The organism is Pseudonocardia sp. UM4_GMWB1 (assembly GCF_017312155.1).
Classification (GTDB): Bacteria; Actinomycetota; Actinomycetes; order Mycobacteriales; family Pseudonocardiaceae; genus Pseudonocardia; species Pseudonocardia alni.
Genome location: NZ_QJPN01000001.1, coordinates 556,859 through 575,968, shown reverse-complemented (window position 1 = coordinate 575,968; position 19,110 = coordinate 556,859). Strand labels below are relative to the sequence as shown.

17 protein-coding genes and 2 pseudogenes are annotated in these 19,110 nt (G+C 74.6%); 13 read left to right on the top strand and 6 right to left on the bottom strand.

Translation table 11 applies throughout. The features are described 5' to 3' along the window. Position 1: 1 nt before the first annotated feature. From DMP15_RS02865 to DMP15_RS02855, 3 genes are all read left to right on the top strand, one after another. The gene (locus DMP15_RS02865; protein WP_073573686.1) at positions 2-1,081 is read left to right on the top strand and encodes an inositol-3-phosphate synthase; all 1,080 of its coding nucleotides are present in this window, start codon (positions 2-4) and stop codon (positions 1,079-1,081) included. Positions 1,082-1,446: 365 nt separating this feature from the next. Further along, complete coding sequence (locus tag DMP15_RS02860; protein WP_073573687.1) at positions 1,447-2,049, top strand: C40 family peptidase; 603 nt, start codon at positions 1,447-1,449, stop codon at positions 2,047-2,049. 74 nt (positions 2,050-2,123) lie between these two features. Further along, positions 2,124-2,843 (top strand): SDR family oxidoreductase, encoded by a 720-nt coding sequence (locus tag DMP15_RS02855; RefSeq protein ID WP_337825418.1) that lies wholly within the window; start codon positions 2,124-2,126, stop codon positions 2,841-2,843. Here the strand turns inward: DMP15_RS02855 and DMP15_RS02850 are convergent. Then, a complete protein-coding gene (locus tag DMP15_RS02850) occupies positions 2,812-3,726 on the bottom strand; it encodes a LysR family transcriptional regulator (RefSeq protein ID WP_073573689.1) in 915 nt (304 codons plus the stop codon). The genes DMP15_RS02855 and DMP15_RS02850 overlap by 32 nt on opposite strands. 82 nt (positions 3,727-3,808) lie before the next feature. On the opposite strand from DMP15_RS02850, the gene DMP15_RS02845 reads away from it, so the two are divergent. The 6 genes and pseudogenes from DMP15_RS02845 (at position 3,809) to DMP15_RS02820 (ending at position 6,617) form a co-directional block, all read left to right on the top strand. Then, the gene (locus DMP15_RS02845) at positions 3,809-3,943 is read left to right on the top strand and encodes a hypothetical protein (protein WP_255497419.1); all 135 of its coding nucleotides are present in this window, start codon (positions 3,809-3,811) and stop codon (positions 3,941-3,943) included. After that, a pseudogene (locus DMP15_RS02840) lies at positions 3,940-4,758 on the top strand (DMT family transporter); the annotation flags it as partial. The gene DMP15_RS02845 and the pseudogene DMP15_RS02840, both read left to right, overlap by 4 nt. A 142-nt stretch (positions 4,759-4,900) precedes the next feature. Next, positions 4,901-5,032 (top strand): annotated as a pseudogene (locus DMP15_RS02835) (DUF1707 SHOCT-like domain-containing protein); the annotation flags it as partial. 87 nt (positions 5,033-5,119) lie between these two features. Further along, positions 5,120-5,359, top strand: coding sequence for a hypothetical protein (locus DMP15_RS02830; RefSeq protein WP_253068613.1), 240 nt, complete (start codon positions 5,120-5,122; stop codon positions 5,357-5,359). A 50-nt stretch (positions 5,360-5,409) separates the two neighbouring features. Continuing rightward, positions 5,410-6,165 (top strand): UPF0158 family protein, encoded by a 756-nt coding sequence (locus DMP15_RS02825; RefSeq protein ID WP_073573691.1) that lies wholly within the window; start codon positions 5,410-5,412, stop codon positions 6,163-6,165. Further along, the gene (locus DMP15_RS02820; protein ID WP_337825417.1) at positions 6,162-6,617 is read left to right on the top strand and encodes a HEPN domain-containing protein; all 456 of its coding nucleotides are present in this window, start codon (positions 6,162-6,164) and stop codon (positions 6,615-6,617) included. The genes DMP15_RS02825 and DMP15_RS02820 overlap by 4 nt, the downstream gene beginning before the upstream one ends. A 153-nt stretch (positions 6,618-6,770) precedes the next feature. On the opposite strand, the gene DMP15_RS02815 is transcribed toward DMP15_RS02820, so the two are convergent. Together DMP15_RS02815 and leuS are read right to left on the bottom strand one after the other, a co-directional pair. Next, entirely contained in the window at positions 6,771-7,526 is a 756-nt protein-coding gene (locus DMP15_RS02815) for a hypothetical protein (RefSeq protein ID WP_100879091.1), read from the bottom strand. Positions 7,527-7,572: 46 nt separating this feature from the next. Beyond that, positions 7,573-10,434 (bottom strand): leucine--tRNA ligase, encoded by a 2,862-nt coding sequence (gene leuS, locus DMP15_RS02810; RefSeq protein ID WP_337825416.1) that lies wholly within the window; start codon positions 10,432-10,434, stop codon positions 7,573-7,575. A gap of 207 nt (positions 10,435-10,641) precedes the next feature. On the opposite strand from leuS, the gene DMP15_RS02805 reads away from it, so the two are divergent. Next, a complete protein-coding gene (locus DMP15_RS02805) occupies positions 10,642-11,127 on the top strand; it encodes an SdpI family protein (protein WP_174565832.1) in 486 nt (161 codons plus the stop codon). Between the two features lie 35 nt (positions 11,128-11,162). On the opposite strand, the gene DMP15_RS02800 is transcribed toward DMP15_RS02805, so the two are convergent. The 3 genes from DMP15_RS02800 to DMP15_RS02790 all read right to left on the bottom strand — a co-directional run bounded on the left by DMP15_RS02800 (position 11,163) and on the right by DMP15_RS02790 (position 14,012). Continuing rightward, positions 11,163-11,672 (bottom strand): DUF427 domain-containing protein, encoded by a 510-nt coding sequence (locus DMP15_RS02800; RefSeq protein WP_337825415.1) that lies wholly within the window; start codon positions 11,670-11,672, stop codon positions 11,163-11,165. A gap of 117 nt (positions 11,673-11,789) precedes the next feature. Next, positions 11,790-12,386, bottom strand: a complete 597-nt coding sequence (locus DMP15_RS02795) for a YqgE/AlgH family protein (protein WP_073573695.1) — start codon at positions 12,384-12,386, stop codon at positions 11,790-11,792. A 141-nt stretch (positions 12,387-12,527) separates the two neighbouring features. Further along, positions 12,528-14,012: a CCA tRNA nucleotidyltransferase gene (locus tag DMP15_RS02790; RefSeq protein ID WP_100879093.1), complete on the bottom strand. Its 1,485-nt coding sequence runs from the start codon at positions 14,010-14,012 to the stop codon at positions 12,528-12,530. Positions 14,013-14,208: 196 nt separating this feature from the next. On the opposite strand from DMP15_RS02790, the gene DMP15_RS02785 reads away from it, so the two are divergent. The 3 genes from DMP15_RS02785 (at position 14,209) to DMP15_RS02775 (ending at position 19,034) form a co-directional block, all read left to right on the top strand. After that, positions 14,209-14,757 (top strand): NUDIX hydrolase, encoded by a 549-nt coding sequence (locus tag DMP15_RS02785; RefSeq protein WP_202417219.1) that lies wholly within the window; start codon positions 14,209-14,211, stop codon positions 14,755-14,757. Continuing rightward, complete coding sequence (locus tag DMP15_RS02780; protein ID WP_337825414.1) at positions 14,754-17,042, top strand: DUF6049 family protein; 2,289 nt, start codon at positions 14,754-14,756, stop codon at positions 17,040-17,042. Before DMP15_RS02785 ends, DMP15_RS02780 begins: the two co-directional genes overlap by 4 nt. Before the next feature lie 228 nt (positions 17,043-17,270). Further along, positions 17,271-19,034 (top strand): protein kinase family protein, encoded by a 1,764-nt coding sequence (locus DMP15_RS02775; RefSeq protein WP_337825413.1) that lies wholly within the window; start codon positions 17,271-17,273, stop codon positions 19,032-19,034. Positions 19,035-19,110 lie beyond the last annotated feature (76 nt).

Here is a 19,110-nt window from a genome sequence, read left to right as displayed (position 1 = left end):
CATGAGCCAGGTTCGGGTGGCGGTCGTCGGCGTGGGCAACTGCGCGGCGTCGCTGGTCCAGGGGGTTCACTACTACGCGGACGCCGATCCGTCGACCCAGGTCCCCGGCCTGATGCACGTCGACTTCGGCGGGTACCACGTCCGGGACGTGACCTTCGTGGCCGCGTTCGACGTCGACGCGAAGAAGGTCGGTCAGGATCTCGCCGACGCGATCTCGGCCAGCGAGAACAACACGGTCAAGATCGCGGACGTGCCGCCGCTCGGGGTGACCGTGCAGCGCGGGCCGACCCTCGACGGTCTCGGCCGCTTCTACCGGGAGACCATCACCGAGGCCGACGGCGAGCCCGTCGACGTCGTACAGGCGCTGCGCGACACCGGGGCCGACGTGCTGGTGTCCTACCTGCCGGTGGGCAGCGAGGACGCCGACCGGTTCTACGCGCAGGCCGCGCTGGATGCGGGCGTCGCGTTCGTCAACGCGCTGCCGGTGTTCATCGCCTCGGACCCGGAGTGGGCGGAGAAGTTCCGCGCCGCCGGCGTCCCGATCGTCGGCGACGACATCAAGTCCCAGGTCGGCGCGACCATCACCCACCGGGTGCTGGCGAAGCTGTTCGAGGACCGCGGCGTGCAGCTGGACCGCACGATGCAGCTCAACGTGGGCGGGAACATGGACTTCCTGAACATGAAGGAGCTCGAGCGGCTGGAGTCCAAGAAGGTCTCCAAGACCCAGGCCGTCACCTCGCAGGTGGACCGGGACATGGGCAAGGGCAACGTGCACATCGGCCCGTCGGACTACGTGTCCTGGCTGGACGACCGCAAGTGGGCCTACGTCCGGCTCGAGGGCCGCGCGTTCGGTGACGTCCCGCTGAACCTGGAGTACAAGCTCGAGGTCTGGGACTCCCCGAACTCCGCGGGCATCATCATCGACGCGGTGCGGGCGGCCAAGATCGCGAAGGACCGCGGCATCGGCGGACCGATCCTGTCGGCGTCGAGCTACTTCATGAAGTCGCCGCCGGAGCAGTACCGCGACTCCGAGGCCCGCGACAAGGTCGAGGCGTTCATCCGGGGCGAGATCGACAGCTGATCCGTTTCTCGGTACAACGGCCCGGGGACGACCGTGCAGGTCATCCCCGGGCCGCTGCCGTACCGGAGACGTTCCGGAAGACGACATTACCGATCCGGAATGTTCTCGTTATTCGTCGTGAGCGCAGTCATGCAATGAATGTGCCCTGCGTCATTTATTTGCGCGATATCTGTTCGTAATGTGCGGTCCGGCCTTGCGCGACCACCGCCCATCCGGGGTGAGGGGTGCAGGGTCACCGCCGGGCGACGACGCGGGCGGGTCGTGAGTGCCGTCGGTGTCCCCACCGGAACTCCCCCTTCGTACCGGCGCCCACGGGTCCCGCCCCGACCGCTCCTCCGGTGGTGCAACATCCCGAGGACCCCACCGTGCCCCAGCGTCATTCCGCTCCGGCGCTCCGCGTCGCCGTCGTGGCCACCACCGCCGCCGCGGCCGCTGTTCTGTCCGTGCTCCCCGCCGCCACCGCGGCTCCCACGGACGCCACCGCATCCGCGGCACCCGCCGCGGAGACCGTGACCCGTGACGTCGCCCCGGCCGCGAACGTCCTGCCGGCGCTCGGCGCGAACCCGGCCGCGATGTCGGTCTCGTCCGCCGCGCAGGCCGCGGCCCCGGCCGCACAGGCCGCCGCCGCGCGCAGCGGTGCGATGGCCACCGCGATGGCCCAGCTCGGCAAGCCCTACCGCTGGGGTGCCACCGGTCCGAGCGCCTTCGACTGCTCCGGCCTGGTCAGCTACGCGTTCGACAAGGCGGGCAAGGACCTGCCCCGCACCAGCCGGGCCCAGGCCCAGGTGGGCACCAAGGTGTCCAAGTCGAACCTCAAGCCCGGCGACCTGGTGTTCTTCTACAGCCCGGTCAGCCACGTCGGCATCTACATCGGCGACGGCCAGATCGTGCACGCCTCCACCAGCGGTCAGCCGGTGAAGATCTCCGACATCGACCGGATGCCGTTCAACTCGGCCCGCCGCGTCTGAGCGCGCACGCTCCCCGGTACGACGACCGGCCCCGTCCTCGCGCAGGACGGGGCCGGTCGTCGTAGGTTCATCGGGTGACCGCTCCCCGCCGCCCGCTCGCCCTGATCACCGGTGCCTCCCGGGGCATCGGCGCCGCCACCGCCCGGCTGCTCGCGCCGCGCTACGACCTGGTCCTGGGCGGCCGGGACGAGAAGCGGCTGGCGACCCTGGCCGGTGAGCTGACCGAAGCGGGCCCGGTCGCGGTCCGCACCGTGGCGGTCGAGCTCACCGACGACGACGCGCTGGCCGCGGCCCTCGACGGCATCGACCGGCTCGACGCGCTGGTCCACTCGGCCGGGGTCGGGGAGCTGGGCACCGTCGCGGAGACCACCGCGCAGACCTGGCGCCACCAGTTCGACGTCAACGTCGTCGCGGTCGCCGAGACGACCCGGCTGCTGCTGCCCGCACTGCGCGCGGCGGGCGCCGACACCGGTGCCGACGTCGTGCTCGTCAACTCCGGGTCCGGGCTCACCGCCCGCGCGGGCTGGGGGTCCTACGCGGCGAGCAAGTTCGCACTGCGCGCGTTCGGCGACGCCCTGCGCGCGGAGGAGTCCGGGCACGGCATCCGGGTCACCTCGGTGCACCCGGGCCGAGTGGACACCGCCATGCAGGAGCGGGTCGTCGCCCACGAGGGCGGCGAGTATGACGGCTCGCGGTTCCTGCGCCCCGAGTCGGTCGGTGCCGCGATCCTGGCTGCGCTGACCGCGACCCGCGACGCCCACCTCACCGAGATCGTGGTGCGCCCGCAGGGCTGAGCGCCGACTGCTCGCGGAGCTCGTCGAGGGCCGCCAGCAACGGTGGCGCCGCCGCCGCGGCGTCCCGGACCACCGCCAGGATCGTCCGCACCGGCGTGGGCCGCACGACCGGCACCGCACAGGTCCCGGCCGGCAGGTCGACGGCGCCGAGCCGGGGGAGCACGGTGACGCCGATGCCGGCGGCGACGAAGGCCAACGCCGTGCGGTAGTCGTGGGCCTCGACGTGGAACGGCGGGCGGAACCCGGCGGCGGCGCAGGCCTCGACCAGGTTGCGCCGGCACCACCCGCGGGCGAAGTCGTTGTCCACCCACCGCTGTCCGGCCAGCTCCGCCAGGTCGACCTGCTCCGCCCCGGCCAGCGGGTGCCCCTCGGGCACCACCACGACGTAGGGGTCGTCGAGCAGGTGGTGCACCGAGAACCCGGGCCAGGCCTCGAATTCCGGTCGTTCGACGGCGATCTGCAGGTCCGACCGGTCGGCCGGGTCGTCGGGCAGCCACTCACGCAGGGCCAGGTCGAGCCGGACCCCCGGGAAACCGGCGGTCAGCCTGCGCACCACCCGCGGCATCCAGGCGGACCCGACGGAGGCGAAGTAGGCCACCGCCAGCGACCCGGTGCGTCCCGTGCGCAGATCCTCGACGAGCACCTGGGCCTCACCGAGCCGGGCCAGCACCGCGTCGGCCTGTTCGGCCAGCAGGAGCCCGGCCGCGGTCGGCCGCAGCCCGCGCCCCACCCGTTCGAACAGCACCAGGCCGGTCTCCCGGGCGAGCGCGGTGACGTGCTGGCTCACCGCCGAGGGCGTGTACCCCAGGTTGGCGGCGGCGGACTGCACCGACCCACCGGCCACGACCGACCGGAAGATCATCAGACGGTGAGCGTCGAGCACGCGGACAAACGTACAGCAGAACTGAATCCAGAGGTAGAACATGTCGCTGGTGCTGAACCGTGAGTGGTCCGACGATGGCTCCATGACCACCGTGAACCTGGGACTGCTCGCCCTCACCACCCCCGCCACCCTCGCTGCGCTGTACCGGTTGTTCCGGGAACGACCGCGACGGTTGCCCGTCCGCACCGGCTACGACACCCGCCGGCCCACCCTGTGAGCGCCGCGACCCGGCCGGGACTGCTGCCGCTCGCCGCCGCGGCCACCACCGTCGTGCTCTGGGCCTCGGCCTTCGTGGGCATCCGCGCCGTCGGCCACGACCTGTCGCCGGGCGCGCTGGCCCTGGGACGGATGTTGGTCGGGGCCCTGACCCTGACCGCGATCGTGACCGTGGTCCGCGCCCGCAGACGCAGCCCCGGCCCACCCCTGCCCCGCGGACGGTTGCTGGCGGCGGTCGTGATCTGGGGCGCGGCCTGGTTCGGCGTCTACAACCTCGCGCTGAACGCGGCCGAGCGGCACCTCGACGCGGGCACCACCGCGTTGCTGGTGAACGTGGCACCGGTGGTCGTCGCCGTGCTCGCCGGGCTCCTGCTCGGCGAGGGATTCCCGGCACGGCTGCTGGCCGGGATGGCCGTCGCGTTCGCCGGGGTGGTGCTCATCGCGGCGGCGTCGTCGGCCGGGGGCGCCGACCTGTCCGGGGTGCTGCTGGGGCTGCTCGCCGCACTGGTCTACGCGGGCGCGGCCGTCGCACAGAAGCGGCTGCTGCCCCGGGTCGACGCCCTGACGATGACCTGGACGGGCGCCGTCGCCGGGGCCGTCGCGCTGCTGCCGTTCCTGCCGTCGCTGGTCGCCGCGCTCGCCACTGCACCGCCGACGGCCATCGCCGGCGTCGTCTACCTGGGGGTGTTCCCGACCGGAGTCGCGTTCCTGACCTGGGGATACGCACTGACCCGCACGACCGCGGGCCGGCTGGCCGCCACCACGTACGCGATCCCGCCGGTGGTGGTCGGACTGTCCTGGGCACTGCTCGGGGAGGTGCCGGCACCGGCCGCGCTCGCCGGCGGTCTGCTGTGCCTCGTCGGCGTCGCGGTCGCCACCCGTTCGGCCCCGCCCCGGGGGCGCGGATCGTCCGAACGACAGACCCCCGTGTCCCTCCCCGTCGCTACGCTCGACGGGCATGGGGGAGTCCAGGGACGACGAGCGGTCCGTGATGCGGGTGTCGGACGCCGACCGCAGCGAGACCGCGGAACGGCTGAAGCTGGCGCACGACGAGGGCCGGCTGTCGCTGACCGAATACGACGAGCGGTTGCAGCAGGCCTACGCGGCGACCGTCCGCGCGGACCTCGACCGGCTGGTCACCGACCTGCCCGCGGTGGAACGCACGACGCTGCCGTCGGTGCGTGCCGAGACGGCGCAGGTGGAGAAGGCCGAGGCGAGGCGTGAGCACCTCACCGAGTGGCGCTCGTGGGCCGGCACCTCGGTCGTCCTGACCGGCATCTGGGTGGTCACCGCGTTCGCCTCGTCCTCCGACGGGGAGGGCCTCCCGTTCTTCTGGCCGATCTTCCCGATCGGGATCTGGGGGGCGGTCCTCGTCGCGCACTTCCTCTTCGGCTCCGGGGAGAAGGAGGACGGCTGAGGGTCCCGCGGCGGCTGCCACGCGCACCGGACCGGGCATAGAGTCGCCCCGTGCTCGACCCCGCCCGCCTCGACCTGTCCGCGCTCGCGGACGCGCTCGAGGACCGCACGCCGGAGGTCACCTGGTACCTCGACCCGGCCGACGCCGAGGTGCACGGCGTGTCCGGCGACGGCCGGCCCGGTCCGGACTGGGTGGAGATCCGGCCGGTGACCAGCCGGGAATCCTACCGGGACATGTCCGACTTCACCGCGGGCGTGCAGCACCGGCGGGCCGCGGCGCTGCTGGACCGCGCGATCGACGGCCGGGGCGCGTTCCGCCGGTTCAAGAACACGCTGTTCGAGTTCCCCGAGGTCCGTGACCAGTGGTACCGCTTCCGCGACGCCCGTTCCCGCAGGCGCGCGGCGGACTGGCTGGTCGCGGCCGGCCTGATCGGCGCCGACGACGGCGAGCGGCTCAGGGCCCGCCACCCCGATCCGGACCCGTCCAACGACGACGTGCCCGCCGCCGTCGCCGACGACCTGGGTCTGCTCTACGGCCCCCGGCTGCGCCAGGTGCTGCTGTTCGGGTCCTGGGCGAGCGGGGAGGGCTCGGTCGAGTCCGCGATCGACCTGCTCGTGGTCCTCGACGACGACGGTTTCCCGATCCTGCCCTGGGAGGAGGTCCGCGCGATGGACGACGTGCTGTGGCAGCACACCCGGCGGACCGGGCTGACGATCAGCGTGCTGCCGGTCGGCCAGGGCGAACTCGTCCGCGCCGCCGACCCGACGGTCGTGCGTGCCCGCGCCGAGGCGGTGCGGATCCGGTGACCCGGCGGGTGCACGGCGGGATCGCCCGGGCCCGGGTCGAGCTGGGCGGGGCCCGGGTGCTGGCCGAGAACGGCTTCGGCGACGCCGCGGTCTCCCGCGCGTTCCACGCCGCGTTCCGGGCCGCCGAGACCGCGCTGCTGGTGCTGGGGGAGACCCGCGCCGAGCACTCCGAGGTGGTCAGCGCGTTCGTGCGCCGGGTGGTGCGGGAACGGTCGCTGGACCCGCGGGCCGGGCGGCTGCTCCGGTCGCTCTACAACCGGCGGGCGCTGGCCGACCACTCGGACGTGACCGCCCCGGCGACGGAGGCGCGTGCGGCCCTCGACGACGCCGCGTTCGTGCTCGACGCCGTGGAGGCCTGGCTCGCCGAGCCGGCCCTGTCCGGGCCGCCGGACCCGGGGACCGGGGCGACCCGGCGGCCGGAGAAGCCGGTCAGGCGCGGGTCCCGCGCCTGACCGGCCCGCCGGGCGCGCCCCCGGAAGTCGGAGAACCCCCGCGCGCCGCCTGCAGGTGGTACGTCATGACGTGGCCCCTCTCGCCGTCCGACCACGGGCTGGTCGCTCGGACGAGGGGATGCCGCCCGGGGGCCGGCCGTTACGGCGCGCGGGTCAGAAGAAGTCCCCGCCGAAGTCGGAGTCGTTGTCGAACAGGCCCCCACCCTCGAAGCCGCCCTGGTCGGCGCCGTCGAAGCCGCCGTCGGCACCGCCGTCGAAGCCCGGGTCGTCGAGGGCGGCCCCGTCGGCGTAGGCGGCCTGGTCGGCGCCGGCCATCCCGCTGAACAGCGAGGTGAACAGCAGCGCCGAACCGACGCCCCAGGCCCCGGCGACGAGTGCCGGCTTCCACCACGGCTCGGAGTACCAGCCGCGCGGCACCGGACGCCCGGCGACGGTCCCGCCGGGGTAGTAATGGCTGTTCCGGTCGGTCGGCTGCGGCGACGCGCCCAGACTGCGGCCCTCCACCTCGACCTCGCGGTCCTCGGTGACCTCACCGGCGCGGGACTGGCCCGGCAGCGGCGGCAGCTCGGGCCCGGGGTCCATGCCCATCGCCGTGCGTGCGGCGCGGATGTAGTAGAGACCCTCGTAGGCGGTCTCGGTGACCTGACGGCACTGCGCGGCCGTGTGCGCCTGCTCCATCTGCGAGCCCGCGGCGGTGTAGCGCTCGGCGGCGTCGGCCAGCGCCTGACGGCTCGGGTCGTCGGTCCCGGTCAGGGCCAGGACCTGGCCGCCGAGGCGCTCCACCCAGCGCCGGGACTCGGCCTGGGCGTCCGCCAGAGCGGCGGCGGAGTCCGCGTTGTGCCGCCGTACCAGCCACACGACGGCCGCGACGACGGCCAGGACGACGATCAGGGTCAGGACTGCGCTCATGACGGACCTCCTGCCCGCTCAACGGGCAGGAGGTCGCCTGCGTTCCCTACCGGACGACGTTGACCAGGCGCCCCGGCACGACGATGACCTTCTTCGGCTCGGCCCCGTCCAGCGCGGCGACGACCTTCTCGTCGGCCAGTGCGGCCGCCCGGATGTCCTCCTGGGCGGCGTCGGCGGCGACGGTGACCCGCGAGCGGACCTTGCCGTTGACCTGGATCGGGTACTCGACGGTGTCCGCCACCAGGTAGCGCTCGTCGGCGACCGGGAACGGCGCGTAGGTCAGCGTGTCCTCGTGCCCCAGCTTCTGCCACAGCTCCTCGGCGATGTGCGGGGCCAGTGGCGCCAGCATCAGCACCAGCGCCTCCGCGACCTCGCGCTCCACCGGCGCCCCACGCTTGGTCAGCGCGTTGTTCAGCTCGATCAGCTTCGCGGCGGCGGTGTTGTAGTGCAGCGCCGGGAAGTCCTCGCGGACACCGGCGATCGCCTTGTGCAGCGACCGCAGGATCTCCTCCGACGGCGCGTCCTCGACGACGGTCACCGCTCCGGTGCCCTCGTCGACCAGGTTGCGCCACACCCGCTGCAGGAACCGCTGCGGGCCGACGACGTCCCGCGTCGACCACGGACGCGAGGCGTCCATCGGGCCGGTGTACATCTCGTACAGCCGGAAGGTGTCGGCGCCGTAGCGGTCGCACATGTCGTCGGGCGTCACGACGTTCTTCAGCGACTTGCCCATCTTCCCGTACTCCCGGGTGACGGGCTGCCCGTTCCACGTGAAACCGGCGCTCGTGCCGTCCTCGCCGACGACCTCGACGACCTCCTCCGCGGGCACGTAGGTCCCGCGGGCGTCGGTGTAGGCCCAGGCCTGGATGTAGCCCTGGTTGAACAGCTTCCGGAACGGCTCCTCGCTGCTCACGTGGCCCAGGTCGAACAGGACCTTGTGCCAGAACCGCGAGTACAGCAGGTGCAGCACGGCGTGCTCGACGCCGCCGACGTACAGGTCCACGCCGCCCGGATCGGCGACCGACCGGGCCGCGTCCTTGCCGATCCAGTACTTCTCGGCCTCGGCGGAGACGAACCGCTCGGTGTTCTCCGGGTCCAGGTAGCGCAGGTAGTACCAGCACGACCCGGCCCACTGCGGCATCGTGTTCGTCTCGCGGCGGTACTGCTTCGGGCCGTCACCCAGGTCCAGCTCGACGGCCACCCACTCGTGCGCCCGGGACAGCGGCGGCTCCGGCTCGGAGTTCGCATCGTCCGGGGCGTAGGTCTTGGGCGAGTAGTCGTCGACGTCGGGCAGGACGACGGGCAGCTGGTCCTCGGGCAGCGCGATCGGGCCGTGCTCGTCCCAGACGACCGGGAACGGCTCGCCCCAGTAGCGCTGCCGGGAGAACAGCCAGTCGCGCAGCTTGTACTGCACGACGCCCTCGCCGGCGCCCTTCGCGGCCAGCCAGTCGATGATCGTGCGCTTGGCCTCGTCGACGCCCAGCCCGTCCAGGCTGATCTCGTCGTTCGCGGAGTTGATGGTCGGGCCGTCGCCGGTGTACGCGCCGCCGTCCCAGTCCGGCGGCGGCTGCACCGTGCGCACGTGCGGCAGCCCGAACGCGGCCGCGAAGTCCCAGTCCCGGGTGTCCTCGGCGGGCACCGCCATGATCGCGCCGGTGCCGTAGCCCATCAGCACGTAGTCGGCGACGAACACCGGGACGGCCGCGCCGTTCACCGGGTTGGTGGCGTACGCGCCGGTGAACACACCGGTCTTGTCCTTGTTCTCCTGGCGGTCCAGCTCGGACTTGCGCGCGGCCTCGGCCCGATACGCCTCGACGGCCTCGGCCGGCGTCGCGGCACCGCCGGTCCAGCGCGCGTCGGTACCGGCCGGCCACTGCTGCGGGACCAGCGAGGAGACCAGCGGGTGCTCGGGCGCCAGCACCATGTAGGTGGCGCCGAACAGGGTGTCCGGGCGGGTCGTGAAGACCTCGATCGACGCGTCCGAGCCCGGCACCGCGAAGCGCACGCGAGCACCCTCGGAGCGGCCGATCCAGTTGCGCTGCATCGCCTTGACCGACTCCGGCCAGTCGACCCGGTCCAGGTCGTCGGCCAGCCGGTCGGCGTAGGCGGTGATCCGCATCATCCACTGCTTCAGGTTGCGGCGGAAGACGGGGAAGTTGCCGCGCTCGGAGCGTCCCTCGGGGGTGACCTCCTCGTTCGCCAGCACGGTGCCCAGGCCGGGGCACCAGTTGACCGGCGCCTCGGAGATGTAGGCCAACCGGTACCCGTCGACGGCGGCGCGCCGGTCGGCCTCGGACAGCTCGGCCCAGGGTCGGCCGTCGGGGGTCGGACGGGTGCCGGCCTCGAACTCGGCGCGCAGCTCGGAGATCGGGCGGGCGCGGTCGGCGTCGGTGTCGTACCAGGACTCGAAGATCTCGCGGAAGATCCACTGGGTCCAGCGGTAGAACCCGATGTCGGTGGTGGACACCGAGCGACGCGGGTCGTGGCCCAGGCCCAGCTGGCGCAGCTGCTGCCGGTAGCGGGCGATGTTGGCCTCGGTCGTCGTCCGCGGGTGCGTCCCGGTCTGGACGGCGTACTGCTCGGCGGGCAGCCCGAAGGCGTCGAAGCCCATCGGGTGCAGCACGTTGTGGCCGTTCATCCGCAGGTAGCGGCCCAGCACGTCGGTGCCGATGAAGCCCAGCGGGTGCCCGACGTGCAGCCCCGCCCCGGAGGGGTAGGGGAACATGTCCATCAGGTAGACCTTCGGCTTCTCCGAGCCGGGCTGCCCCGGGTCGGGGGCGTGGAAGGTCTGCTCGGTCTCCCAGAAGTCCTGCCACTTCCGCTCGATCCGGGCGGCCATCTCGGCGTCGTAGCGGTACGCCGGTCGGTCCGCGCGCTGCTCGGACGCGGTCGTGGTCTCGGTGCTCATGTCCGTCTCACCTCGGGGATGCCTGTCGTGACGGCCCGACTCGGGGCCCGGAACACGTCGCGGCCCCTCGTGCGCATCACGCAGGAGGGGCCGTCGCGGCGCCGTGTTGTGGCTACGACGCCGCGCCGGGAAGTCGGCGGGCCGTGCACATGTGACCAGGGTAGCCGGGGCGGGCATCCCCGTTCCCCCGGGTTCTACCCTGGTCACGTGCCCACGACGCTCCGCCTGCTCCTCGCCGCCCTGCTCCTGCTGGCCGGGGTGGTCCTCGTCGTCCTCGCCGTGCTGGGGGCGACCGGCCGGCTGCCGCGCAACCGCTTCGCCGGCGTCCGCACCGCGGACAGCCTGCGGACCGCCGACGCGTTCGCGATCGCCAACCGGGTGGCCGCGCCGCCGGTCGGCGCCGCGGGGGCGATCGCCCTGGTCGGCGGGACGGTGCTGCTGGTCCTGGACCGGACCGGCGCCGCCCCGTGGGTGCTGGGTGCGATCGCGCTGGTCGGGACGGTCGTGCTCGCCGGACTCGGGGGCGCGGTCGGGGCCCGGGCCGCGGCCGCGGCGATCGCCGCGCAGGCCGCGGCCCCGAGCTGCGGCGGCGTCTGCGCCGGCTGCGACCTGGTCGCGGGCTGCCGCGACGCGACCGGCACCGAGCCGGGCTCGGAGCCCGGGGCCCGCACCGGGCTCACCCGCGAGGCCTGACCTGCGGGGCCCGGTCCGCGGGCCCCGGCCCCGGGCTACCAGCCGCGGGAGCCCGGCCCGCCCTTGAACGGGCCGACGACCTCGTCGGTGACCCAGCCGCCGTAGAACCCGCCGGGCTGCGGGCGGACCGTCTCCCCGTCCAGGGTGATCCGCTCGAACGGCGCCACGTAGACCGCGACCCGGTCGGTCAGCTCCGGGTAGCGCGCATCCGGGCGCGGGTACCACCAGGCGACGTCGGTCAGCGGCGGCACGCCGGGGACACGCACGTCGCAGTAGTGGGCGACGCCCTTCCACTCGCAGAACGTGCGGTGCTCACCGGGCACCAGCACGCCGTCGGTGAAGGCGGCGCGGGGCAGATACCAGGTCGGCGGGTGGCTGGTCTCCAGCACCCGGACGAGGTCGTCCGACGCGGCGACGAGCGTCCCGCCGTGCCACAGCTCCGCGCGGCGGGGCACCCGCTCCGCCCGGGGCGGGCGCGGGTAGTCCCACACCGACTCCTGCCCGGGGCCGACGGGATCGGGCTGGGGACGACGGTCGAACAGCACGACCCCCACGGTAGGCCGGTCAGCGGCCCCCGGGCACGGTCGCGGCGCGGTACCGGCCCTGGCGTGGTCGAACCCGTCGTAGCCGACGATCGGGAAGACACGTCCGCCCGCGGGGATTCAGTTCCAGGCGGGATCCCGCGGGAACGTGGCGAGCAGCGCCAGCGGGACGCCCTGGCGGCGCAGCACCCGTTCCCACAGCTGGTCGTAGACGGTGGTCAGCAGGTCGTCGGGCAGGCCGGGGACGACGTACCAGTCTCCCCGGGCGATCTCGCCGCCCAGCTGGCCCGCGTCCCAGCCGGAGTACCCGGCGAAGATCCGCAGGCCGCGCAGCCGCTGCGCGAGCGGAGCCGGGTCGGAGTCGAGGTCGACCAGCTGCACCGGTGGCCGGACCGGCATCAGCCCACCGAGCCCGCGGCCGGTCTCCCCGGTCCGCAGGGCGGCCAGGCAGAGCGCGGTGCGCGCCTCGACCGGACCGCCGACGAACATGGTCCCGGGGTCGCTGGTGAGCCCGGCCCACCGCGGGAGCACGTCCCGTACGGCCGCCTGGCCCGGCCGGTTGAGCACGACCCCGAGGCTGCCCTGCGGACGGTGCTCGATCATGTAGACGACCGTCCGCGAGAAGTTCGGGTCGCCCAGACCGGGGGCGGCGACGAGCAGACTCCCCGGTGTGACCGGGGGAAGAGCGGCGCCTCGCGTGGCGCGGTGTTCCCGCACGGGTCCATGTTCGCACCTCCGGCACGGACGCGATGCCGCCACCCGTTCGCCGCATCGTCGTACACCGGACATGATCGTCCATACGTTCGTACAATACGAACGTACATCAGTGTGTACGTATGTACGGGACGCTCGTGCAGCTCAGAGGTTCTCGGCCGCCCAGGCCCGCAGGGCGACCTCGGCCTGCTCGGCGTCCATCGGCCCCTGCTCCATCCGCAGCGCCAGCATGTGCCGGTAGGCCTTCCCGACCGCCGGGCCCGGCGGGATGCCCAGCAGCTCCATGATCCGGTTGCCGTCGAGGTCGGGGCGGATCGCGTCGAGCTCCTCCTGCTTGCGCAGCTCGGCGATCCGGTCCTCCAGCCCGTCGTAGTTGCGCTGCAGGGCCGAGGCCCGGCGCCGGTTGCGGGTGGTGCAGTCCGAGCGCACCAGCCGGTGCAGGCGCTCCAGCAGCGGGCCGGCGTCGGCGACGTAGCGGCGCACGGCAGAGTCGGTCCACTCGCCCTTGCCGTAGCCGTGGAACCGCAGGTGCAGGTAGACGAGCTGGCACACGTCGTCGACCAGGGCCTTCGGGTACTTGAGCGCACGCAGCCGCTTGCGGGTCATCTTCGCCCCGACCACCTCGTGGTGATGGAACGAGACCCGCCCGTCCGGCTCCTTGCGCCGGGTCGCCGGCTTGCCGATGTCGTGCAGCAGCGCGGCCAGGCGGAGCGTGAGGTCCGGCCCGTCGGTCTCACGCTCGATCGCCTGCTCCATCACGACGAGCGAGTGGGTGTAGACGTCCTTGTGCTGCATGTGCTCGTCGGTCTCCAGCTGCATCGCCGGGACCTCGGGGACGACGTGCCGGGCCAGGCCGGTGTCGCAGAGCAGCTCCAGGCCGCGCCGCGGGTGGTCGCCGATCATCAGCTTGGTGAACTCGGCCTGCACCCGCTCGGCGGTGATCCGGGTCAGCTCGTCGGCCATCGCCGTCATCGCGGCGGTGACCCGCGCGGCGGGGGTGAACCCGAGCTGGGAGACGAAGCGGGCGGCACGCAGCATCCGCAGCGGGTCGTCGGAGAAGGAGCGCTCCGGGGTGTCCGGGGTGTCCAGGACACCCTGGGCCAGCGCGGCGAACCCGCCGTGCGGGTCGACGAAGCGGCGGTGCGACCCGGTCAGCTCGACCGCCATCGCGTTGACCGTGAAGTCGCGGCGCACCAGGTCGCCCTCGACGGTGTCGCCGAAGCGGACCTCGGGGTTGCGGGAGGTGCCGTCGTAGGTGTCGGCACGGAAGGTCGTCACCTCGAGGGTCTGCCCGTCGCGGCGCAGCCCGACGGTCCCGAACGCGATCCCGGTGTCCCAGACGGCCTCGGCCCAGCCGCGCACGATCGCGAGGATCTGCTCGGGGCGGGCGTCGGTGGTGAAGTCGAGGTCCCCGGAGTCCCGGGTCGACGCGCCGGTGCCGCGCAGCACCGCGTCGCGGACGCTGCCGCCGACGAGGTAGAGCAGGTGACCGCGGGCGGCGAAACGGGCGGCCAGCTCGTCGGCGACGGCCGGGACGTCGAGCAGTGCGACCACGGCGTTCTCCTGTGCTCGCTGCAGCTCGTCCGGGTCCGGGACGGATCCGGCCGGAGGTCGGGTCGGCCGGGTCACCTGTCGGGCGGTGGAGGACGGGGACGACGAGGACACGACGGGCCAGTCTAGGCAACGCGCCCGGCCGGTGGGCACGGGTCCTCCGGTCACTCCGTACCGCTCGACCGCTGATCGACGGCAGGGCGACCGGGTGACGCCACGGCCGCGGGCGGCTCGTCGACCCCCCTTCGAGCCACCTCCTCGTTACCATCGCCACATGTCCACCTCCCGCGGCCGCTCCTCGGCAGGGCGCGGCGCGGAACCCGGCCGTGAGGGCCGGAGCGCACGCGCCGGCCGTGCCGGGCGCGCCGACCGGTCCCCGGACCGCCGTCGCCGGCTGCGCACGGTGGACGAGACGTCCGCCGGTGGGCTCGTCGTGCACCCCGAGACCGGCGCCGCCGCGCTGATCGGCCGGCTGGACCGCCGGGGCAGGCTGCTGTGGTCGCTCCCGAAGGGCCACATCGAGGCCGGTGAGACCGCGGAGCAGGCCGCGGTGCGCGAGGTGCAGGAGGAGACCGGCATCATCGGTGAGGTGCTGGCTCCCCTGGGCACCATCGACTTCTGGTTCGTCGCCGAGGACCGGCGCGTCCACAAGACGGTCCACCACTACCTGATGCGCGCACTCGGCGGCGAGCTCTGCGACGAGGACGTCGAGGTCTCCGAGGTGGCCTGGGTGCCGCTCGACGAGCTCGAGGGCCGCCTCGCCTACGCCGACGAGCGTCGGCTGATCCGGCACGCGGCCAACCTGCTGGAGGAGACGGCGTGAGCCGGGTCGCGGCCCTGGTCGCGATCGTGCTCACCGCGGTGGTGGCACTGCTCCTGCCTGCGGCGTTCCCGGCGGGCGCCCCGCAGGCCGCCGCCCGGGACCGCCCGGCGCAGCAACCGGCCCAGCAGCCCGTCGCCCCGGTCCGGCTCGACGTCGGCACGATGACCCCGCGGGTGGTCACGTCGGCGGGGCCGGACGAGCTGGTCGTCACCGGGACCGTCACCAACACCGGCCCGGGGATCGTCGACGACCTGGCCGTCCGGGTGCAGCGCGGGCCGGTGCTCGCCGGTGAGGCGGCGCTGCGGGCCGCGCTGGCCGGGGAGGCCGCGGTCGACGACGCGACGCCGCCGTTCGCCGACCTCGGCCCGCTCGCGCCGGGCGCGTCGGTCCCGTTCCGCTACGCCGTCCCGCTCACGGGGCCCCCGCAGTCGACGCTGGCGCTCCCCGGCCCGGGCACCTACCCGCTGCTGGTGAACCTCAACGGGACCGTCGACGGCACGCCGTCGCGGCTGGCCGGGGTCCGGACGATGCTGCCGGTGTCGTCGCTGCCGGGGGCCGCGCCGCCGTCGTCGCCGGTCGCCGCCGCGCCGGTGACGATGCTGTACCCGATCACCGACGCCCCGCGCCGCGTCCCGCCGCTGCCCGGCGAGCCGCCGCTGCTGACCGACGACGACCTCGCGACCTCCTTCGCCGACGGCGGCCGGCTGCGCGGCCTGGTCGAGGCGCTGGGCTCGGCCGCGCCCGCCGGGTCCCCGACCCGGGCCGCGCTCTGCCTGGCGATCGACCCCGAGCTCGTCGCCACCGCGGCCGCCATGCGCGACGGCTACGGCGTCGTCACCGGCCCCGACGAGTCCGTGCCCGGCCGCGGCGCGGAGGCGGCGGGCCAGTGGCTCGCGGCGCTGACCGCCGCCGCGCGCGGGACCTGCGTGATCGCGCTGCCGCCGTCGGACGCCGACCTCGTCGCCCTGGTCCGCGGCGGCCGGGCCGACCTCGCCCGGACCGCGCTGGACCGCGGCCGCCGGACCCTGTCCACCGAGCTGGGGACCACGGCCCTCGACGGCGTCGTGTGGCCCGCCGACGGCGTCGTCGACGAGGCGACGCTGGACGCCCTCGGCGGCGGGACCCGGCTGCTGCTCTCCGCCGACGGGGTGACCGGCACGGCGGCCTCCGGCCGGGTGCGCGTCGGCGGCTCCGACGGCACCGGCCGCGACGGCGACGACTCCGCGCTGCTCACCGACCCGCTGCTCACCGAGGCCGCGACCGGACCCGCGGGCGTCGAGGTGCAGGAGGGGGACGTGGGCGGGCTCGCCGGCCAGGACCTCGCCGGGGCGCTCGCGTTCCGGTCCGGGGACGCCGGCGGCCCGCTGGTCGTCGCACCGCCGCACCGCTGGGCCGCGGACGGGCCGGCCGCCGCCGGGGTGCTGACCGCCCTGACCTCGCTGATCGACGACGGCCGGATCGCCCCGACCGGCCTGTCCACCCTCATCGACGGCGCCGTGCAGGCGGGCGGGACGCAGCTGTTCTACCCACCGCAGGCCGGCGGCGCGGAGATCCCGGGGACGGTCGTGTCCGGGGTGGCCGACCAGGTCCGGACGATCGAGGCGCTACGGGCCGCGGCCGAGGCCCGCACCGGGGTCGGGGCCAGCCCCGCCGACGTGTTCGACCCGCTGGTGACCGGCACGCTGCGGGCGGTGTCGTCGTGGTGGCGGGGCGACCCGGCCCGCGCCGAGCGGGAGGAGACCGTCGTCGCCGACCGGATCGCCGAGATCCGCGCGTCGGTGCGTGTGGTGGAGCCGCCCAGCCCGTACTCGCTCGGAACCAGCGACGCACCGCTGCTGATCACCGTCGCCAACGGGCTGCCGGTGACGATGAACGTGCGGGTGGTGCTGTCGAGTACCACCGGGCTGCGGGTCGCCCCGATCGAGGTGCAGGCGGTCCCGCCGCGCGGCCGCGTCCAGGTGCGGGTCAGCGCCCAGGTCACCCGCTCCGGGGTGTTCAGCGTCGACGCGGGCCTGCTCACCCCCGACGGCGTCGCGCTCGGCCCGGACACCCGGCTACGGGTGCGGTCGACGGTCTACGGGACGGTCACGGTCTGGCTGACCGCGATCGCCGGCGGTGTCCTCGTGGTCCTGGTGGTCCGGCGGGTGCTGCGCCGGCTGCGTCCGGCCGCCGCAGCCGGGCCGTCCGGTGGCCCCGGGCCCGGCCCCGGGTCAGGGCCCGGCACGCCCCCGGACGTCCCCGTGCCACCGGGACCGGCGCCGTCCGGACGCGTCCACGGCTCTTGAGCCGGGGGAGACAAGGAACACGGCTGTCGTTCGCCGTCCGGTATTGACCGCTCGTCGCATCACAGGTGCTTTCCGGCGAATCCGGAGGGCGGGGAGGCAAACCGATGTCCCCCGTCTCCGAAGACAGGGGAGACGGATCCGGGGCGTGTTCTCGGCTCGTCCACATCCGACCGAGTGCCGTAGGCTGACGCCGGACACGACACCGAGCGCCAGGGGAGGGCGAGGCCGTTGAGCGGGCAGATCGGCGAGCGCACTGCCCGGACCGGCCCCCACCCCGTCGAGGACGACGCGACCCCCCGTCCGCACCCGTCGCTCGACCCCACCGACGCCACGGCGACCGCCGACGCACCCGGGACCGCCGGAGTACCCGCCGACGAGCAGCCGACGGCCGCCGTGCCCGCGGTGCCGGCCCAGGCCCGGCCCACCGAGCGCATCCCGCCCGTCCGCGAGACCGCGGGCACGACCGCGGGCTCGCCGCTCACCGAGCGCTACGTGCTCCGTCAGCGGATCGGGTCCGACCCGGCCGCCGGGGCGGAGTTCTGGCGCGCCGAGGACACCGTGCTGCGCCGCCCGGTCGGCGTCACGCTGCTGCGCAGGCTCCCCGCCGACGACCGTTCCGACGACCCGGAGGGCACCGCCCGCGCCGGCGAGATGATCGTGCGTGCCCTGCGCTCGGGCTGCTTCGAGCACTCCGGCAGCGCCCGGCTGCTCGACGTACTGGCTCCGGGCACGCACGGCCTGCCGGCCGACGTGCTGGGCGCCGCCGTCGCCGAGTGGGTGCCCGGGCGTTCGCTGGCCGAGACCGTCGCCGAGGGCCCGGTCCGCGCGCAGCGGGCCGCCAAGGCCGTCGAGACCCTGTCGGCCGCCGCCACCGAGGCCCACCAGCAGGGCCTGGTCCTCGGCTGCGACCACCCGCAGCGCGTCCGGATCACCCCGGACGGGCGCGCCATGCTGGCGTTCCTGCTCCCGCGCCCGTCGGTGTCCGCCGCCGACGACGTCCGCGGGCTCGGCGGGATCCTCTACTGCCTGCTCACCCGGCGCTGGCCGCTGTCGGTGTCCGACGCCGCCCGGGCCGGGCTCGTCGCCGCCGACCGCACGCCCGCGGGCCGGCTGCGGCCCGCGTCGCAGCTGCGGCCCGGGGTGCCCCTCGAGCTCGACACGCTGTGCAGCGGTGCGCTCGGCCAGGGCGACGGCGTCAGCCGGGTGCACACCGCCGCGGCGATGCACCGGATGCTGGCCGACGTCGTCGCCGAGGACGCCGACCAGGCCTTCTTCCCGCCGGTGCACGACGGCGCGCCCGCCGAGCCCGACGACGTGTGGCAGGACTCCGACCGGCTGCCCGACACCCGCAACGACCCCCGGCGCCGCCGCAACCTGCGGATCGGTCTCGGGGTGCTGGCCGTCGGCGTACTGATCGTGCTCGGGTACGTCGCCGTGCAGCTGGGCATGCTGTTCGGCGGCGGCGGCACCCCGCCGGTGGTCGTCCCGCCCGCGGCGAGCGCCCCGGTGCAGCAGCAGGTACCCGCCCCTGCGGCCCCGGCCGCGTCGTCCGGGACGGGTACCGCGGTGCCGGACGTGTCGGCGACGGTGTTCGACCCGGTCGGCGACGCGGACAACGCCGGCACCGTCGGCAACGTCGTCGACGGCGACCCCTCCACCGTGTGGACGACGAGCCGCTACTTCCAGCCCTTCCCGGCGCTCAAGCCCGGGATCGGCGTGCTGGCCTCGTTCGACGCCGCCGAGCCGCTCACCGGGCTCACCATCGACTCGCCGACCGCGGGCGCGGTCGTGGAGGTCCGCTCGGCCCCGTCGGCCGAGCCGACGCCGGCGGAGACGACGCTGCTCGACACCGTCACCCTGTCCTCGGGACGGACGACGGTCGGCCTCGACCCGGGACGCCCCACCCAGCACGTGCTCCTGTGGATCACGAACCTCGGGCCGGACAACCAGACCCGGATCGACGACATCGGGTTCCGCCGCACCGCACCCTGAGCCGCACCGTTCGCGATCGCGACGGACCGGCCCGGCAACGCCCGTGAGCACCGCCCGGCGCTGCCTACCGTGCGCG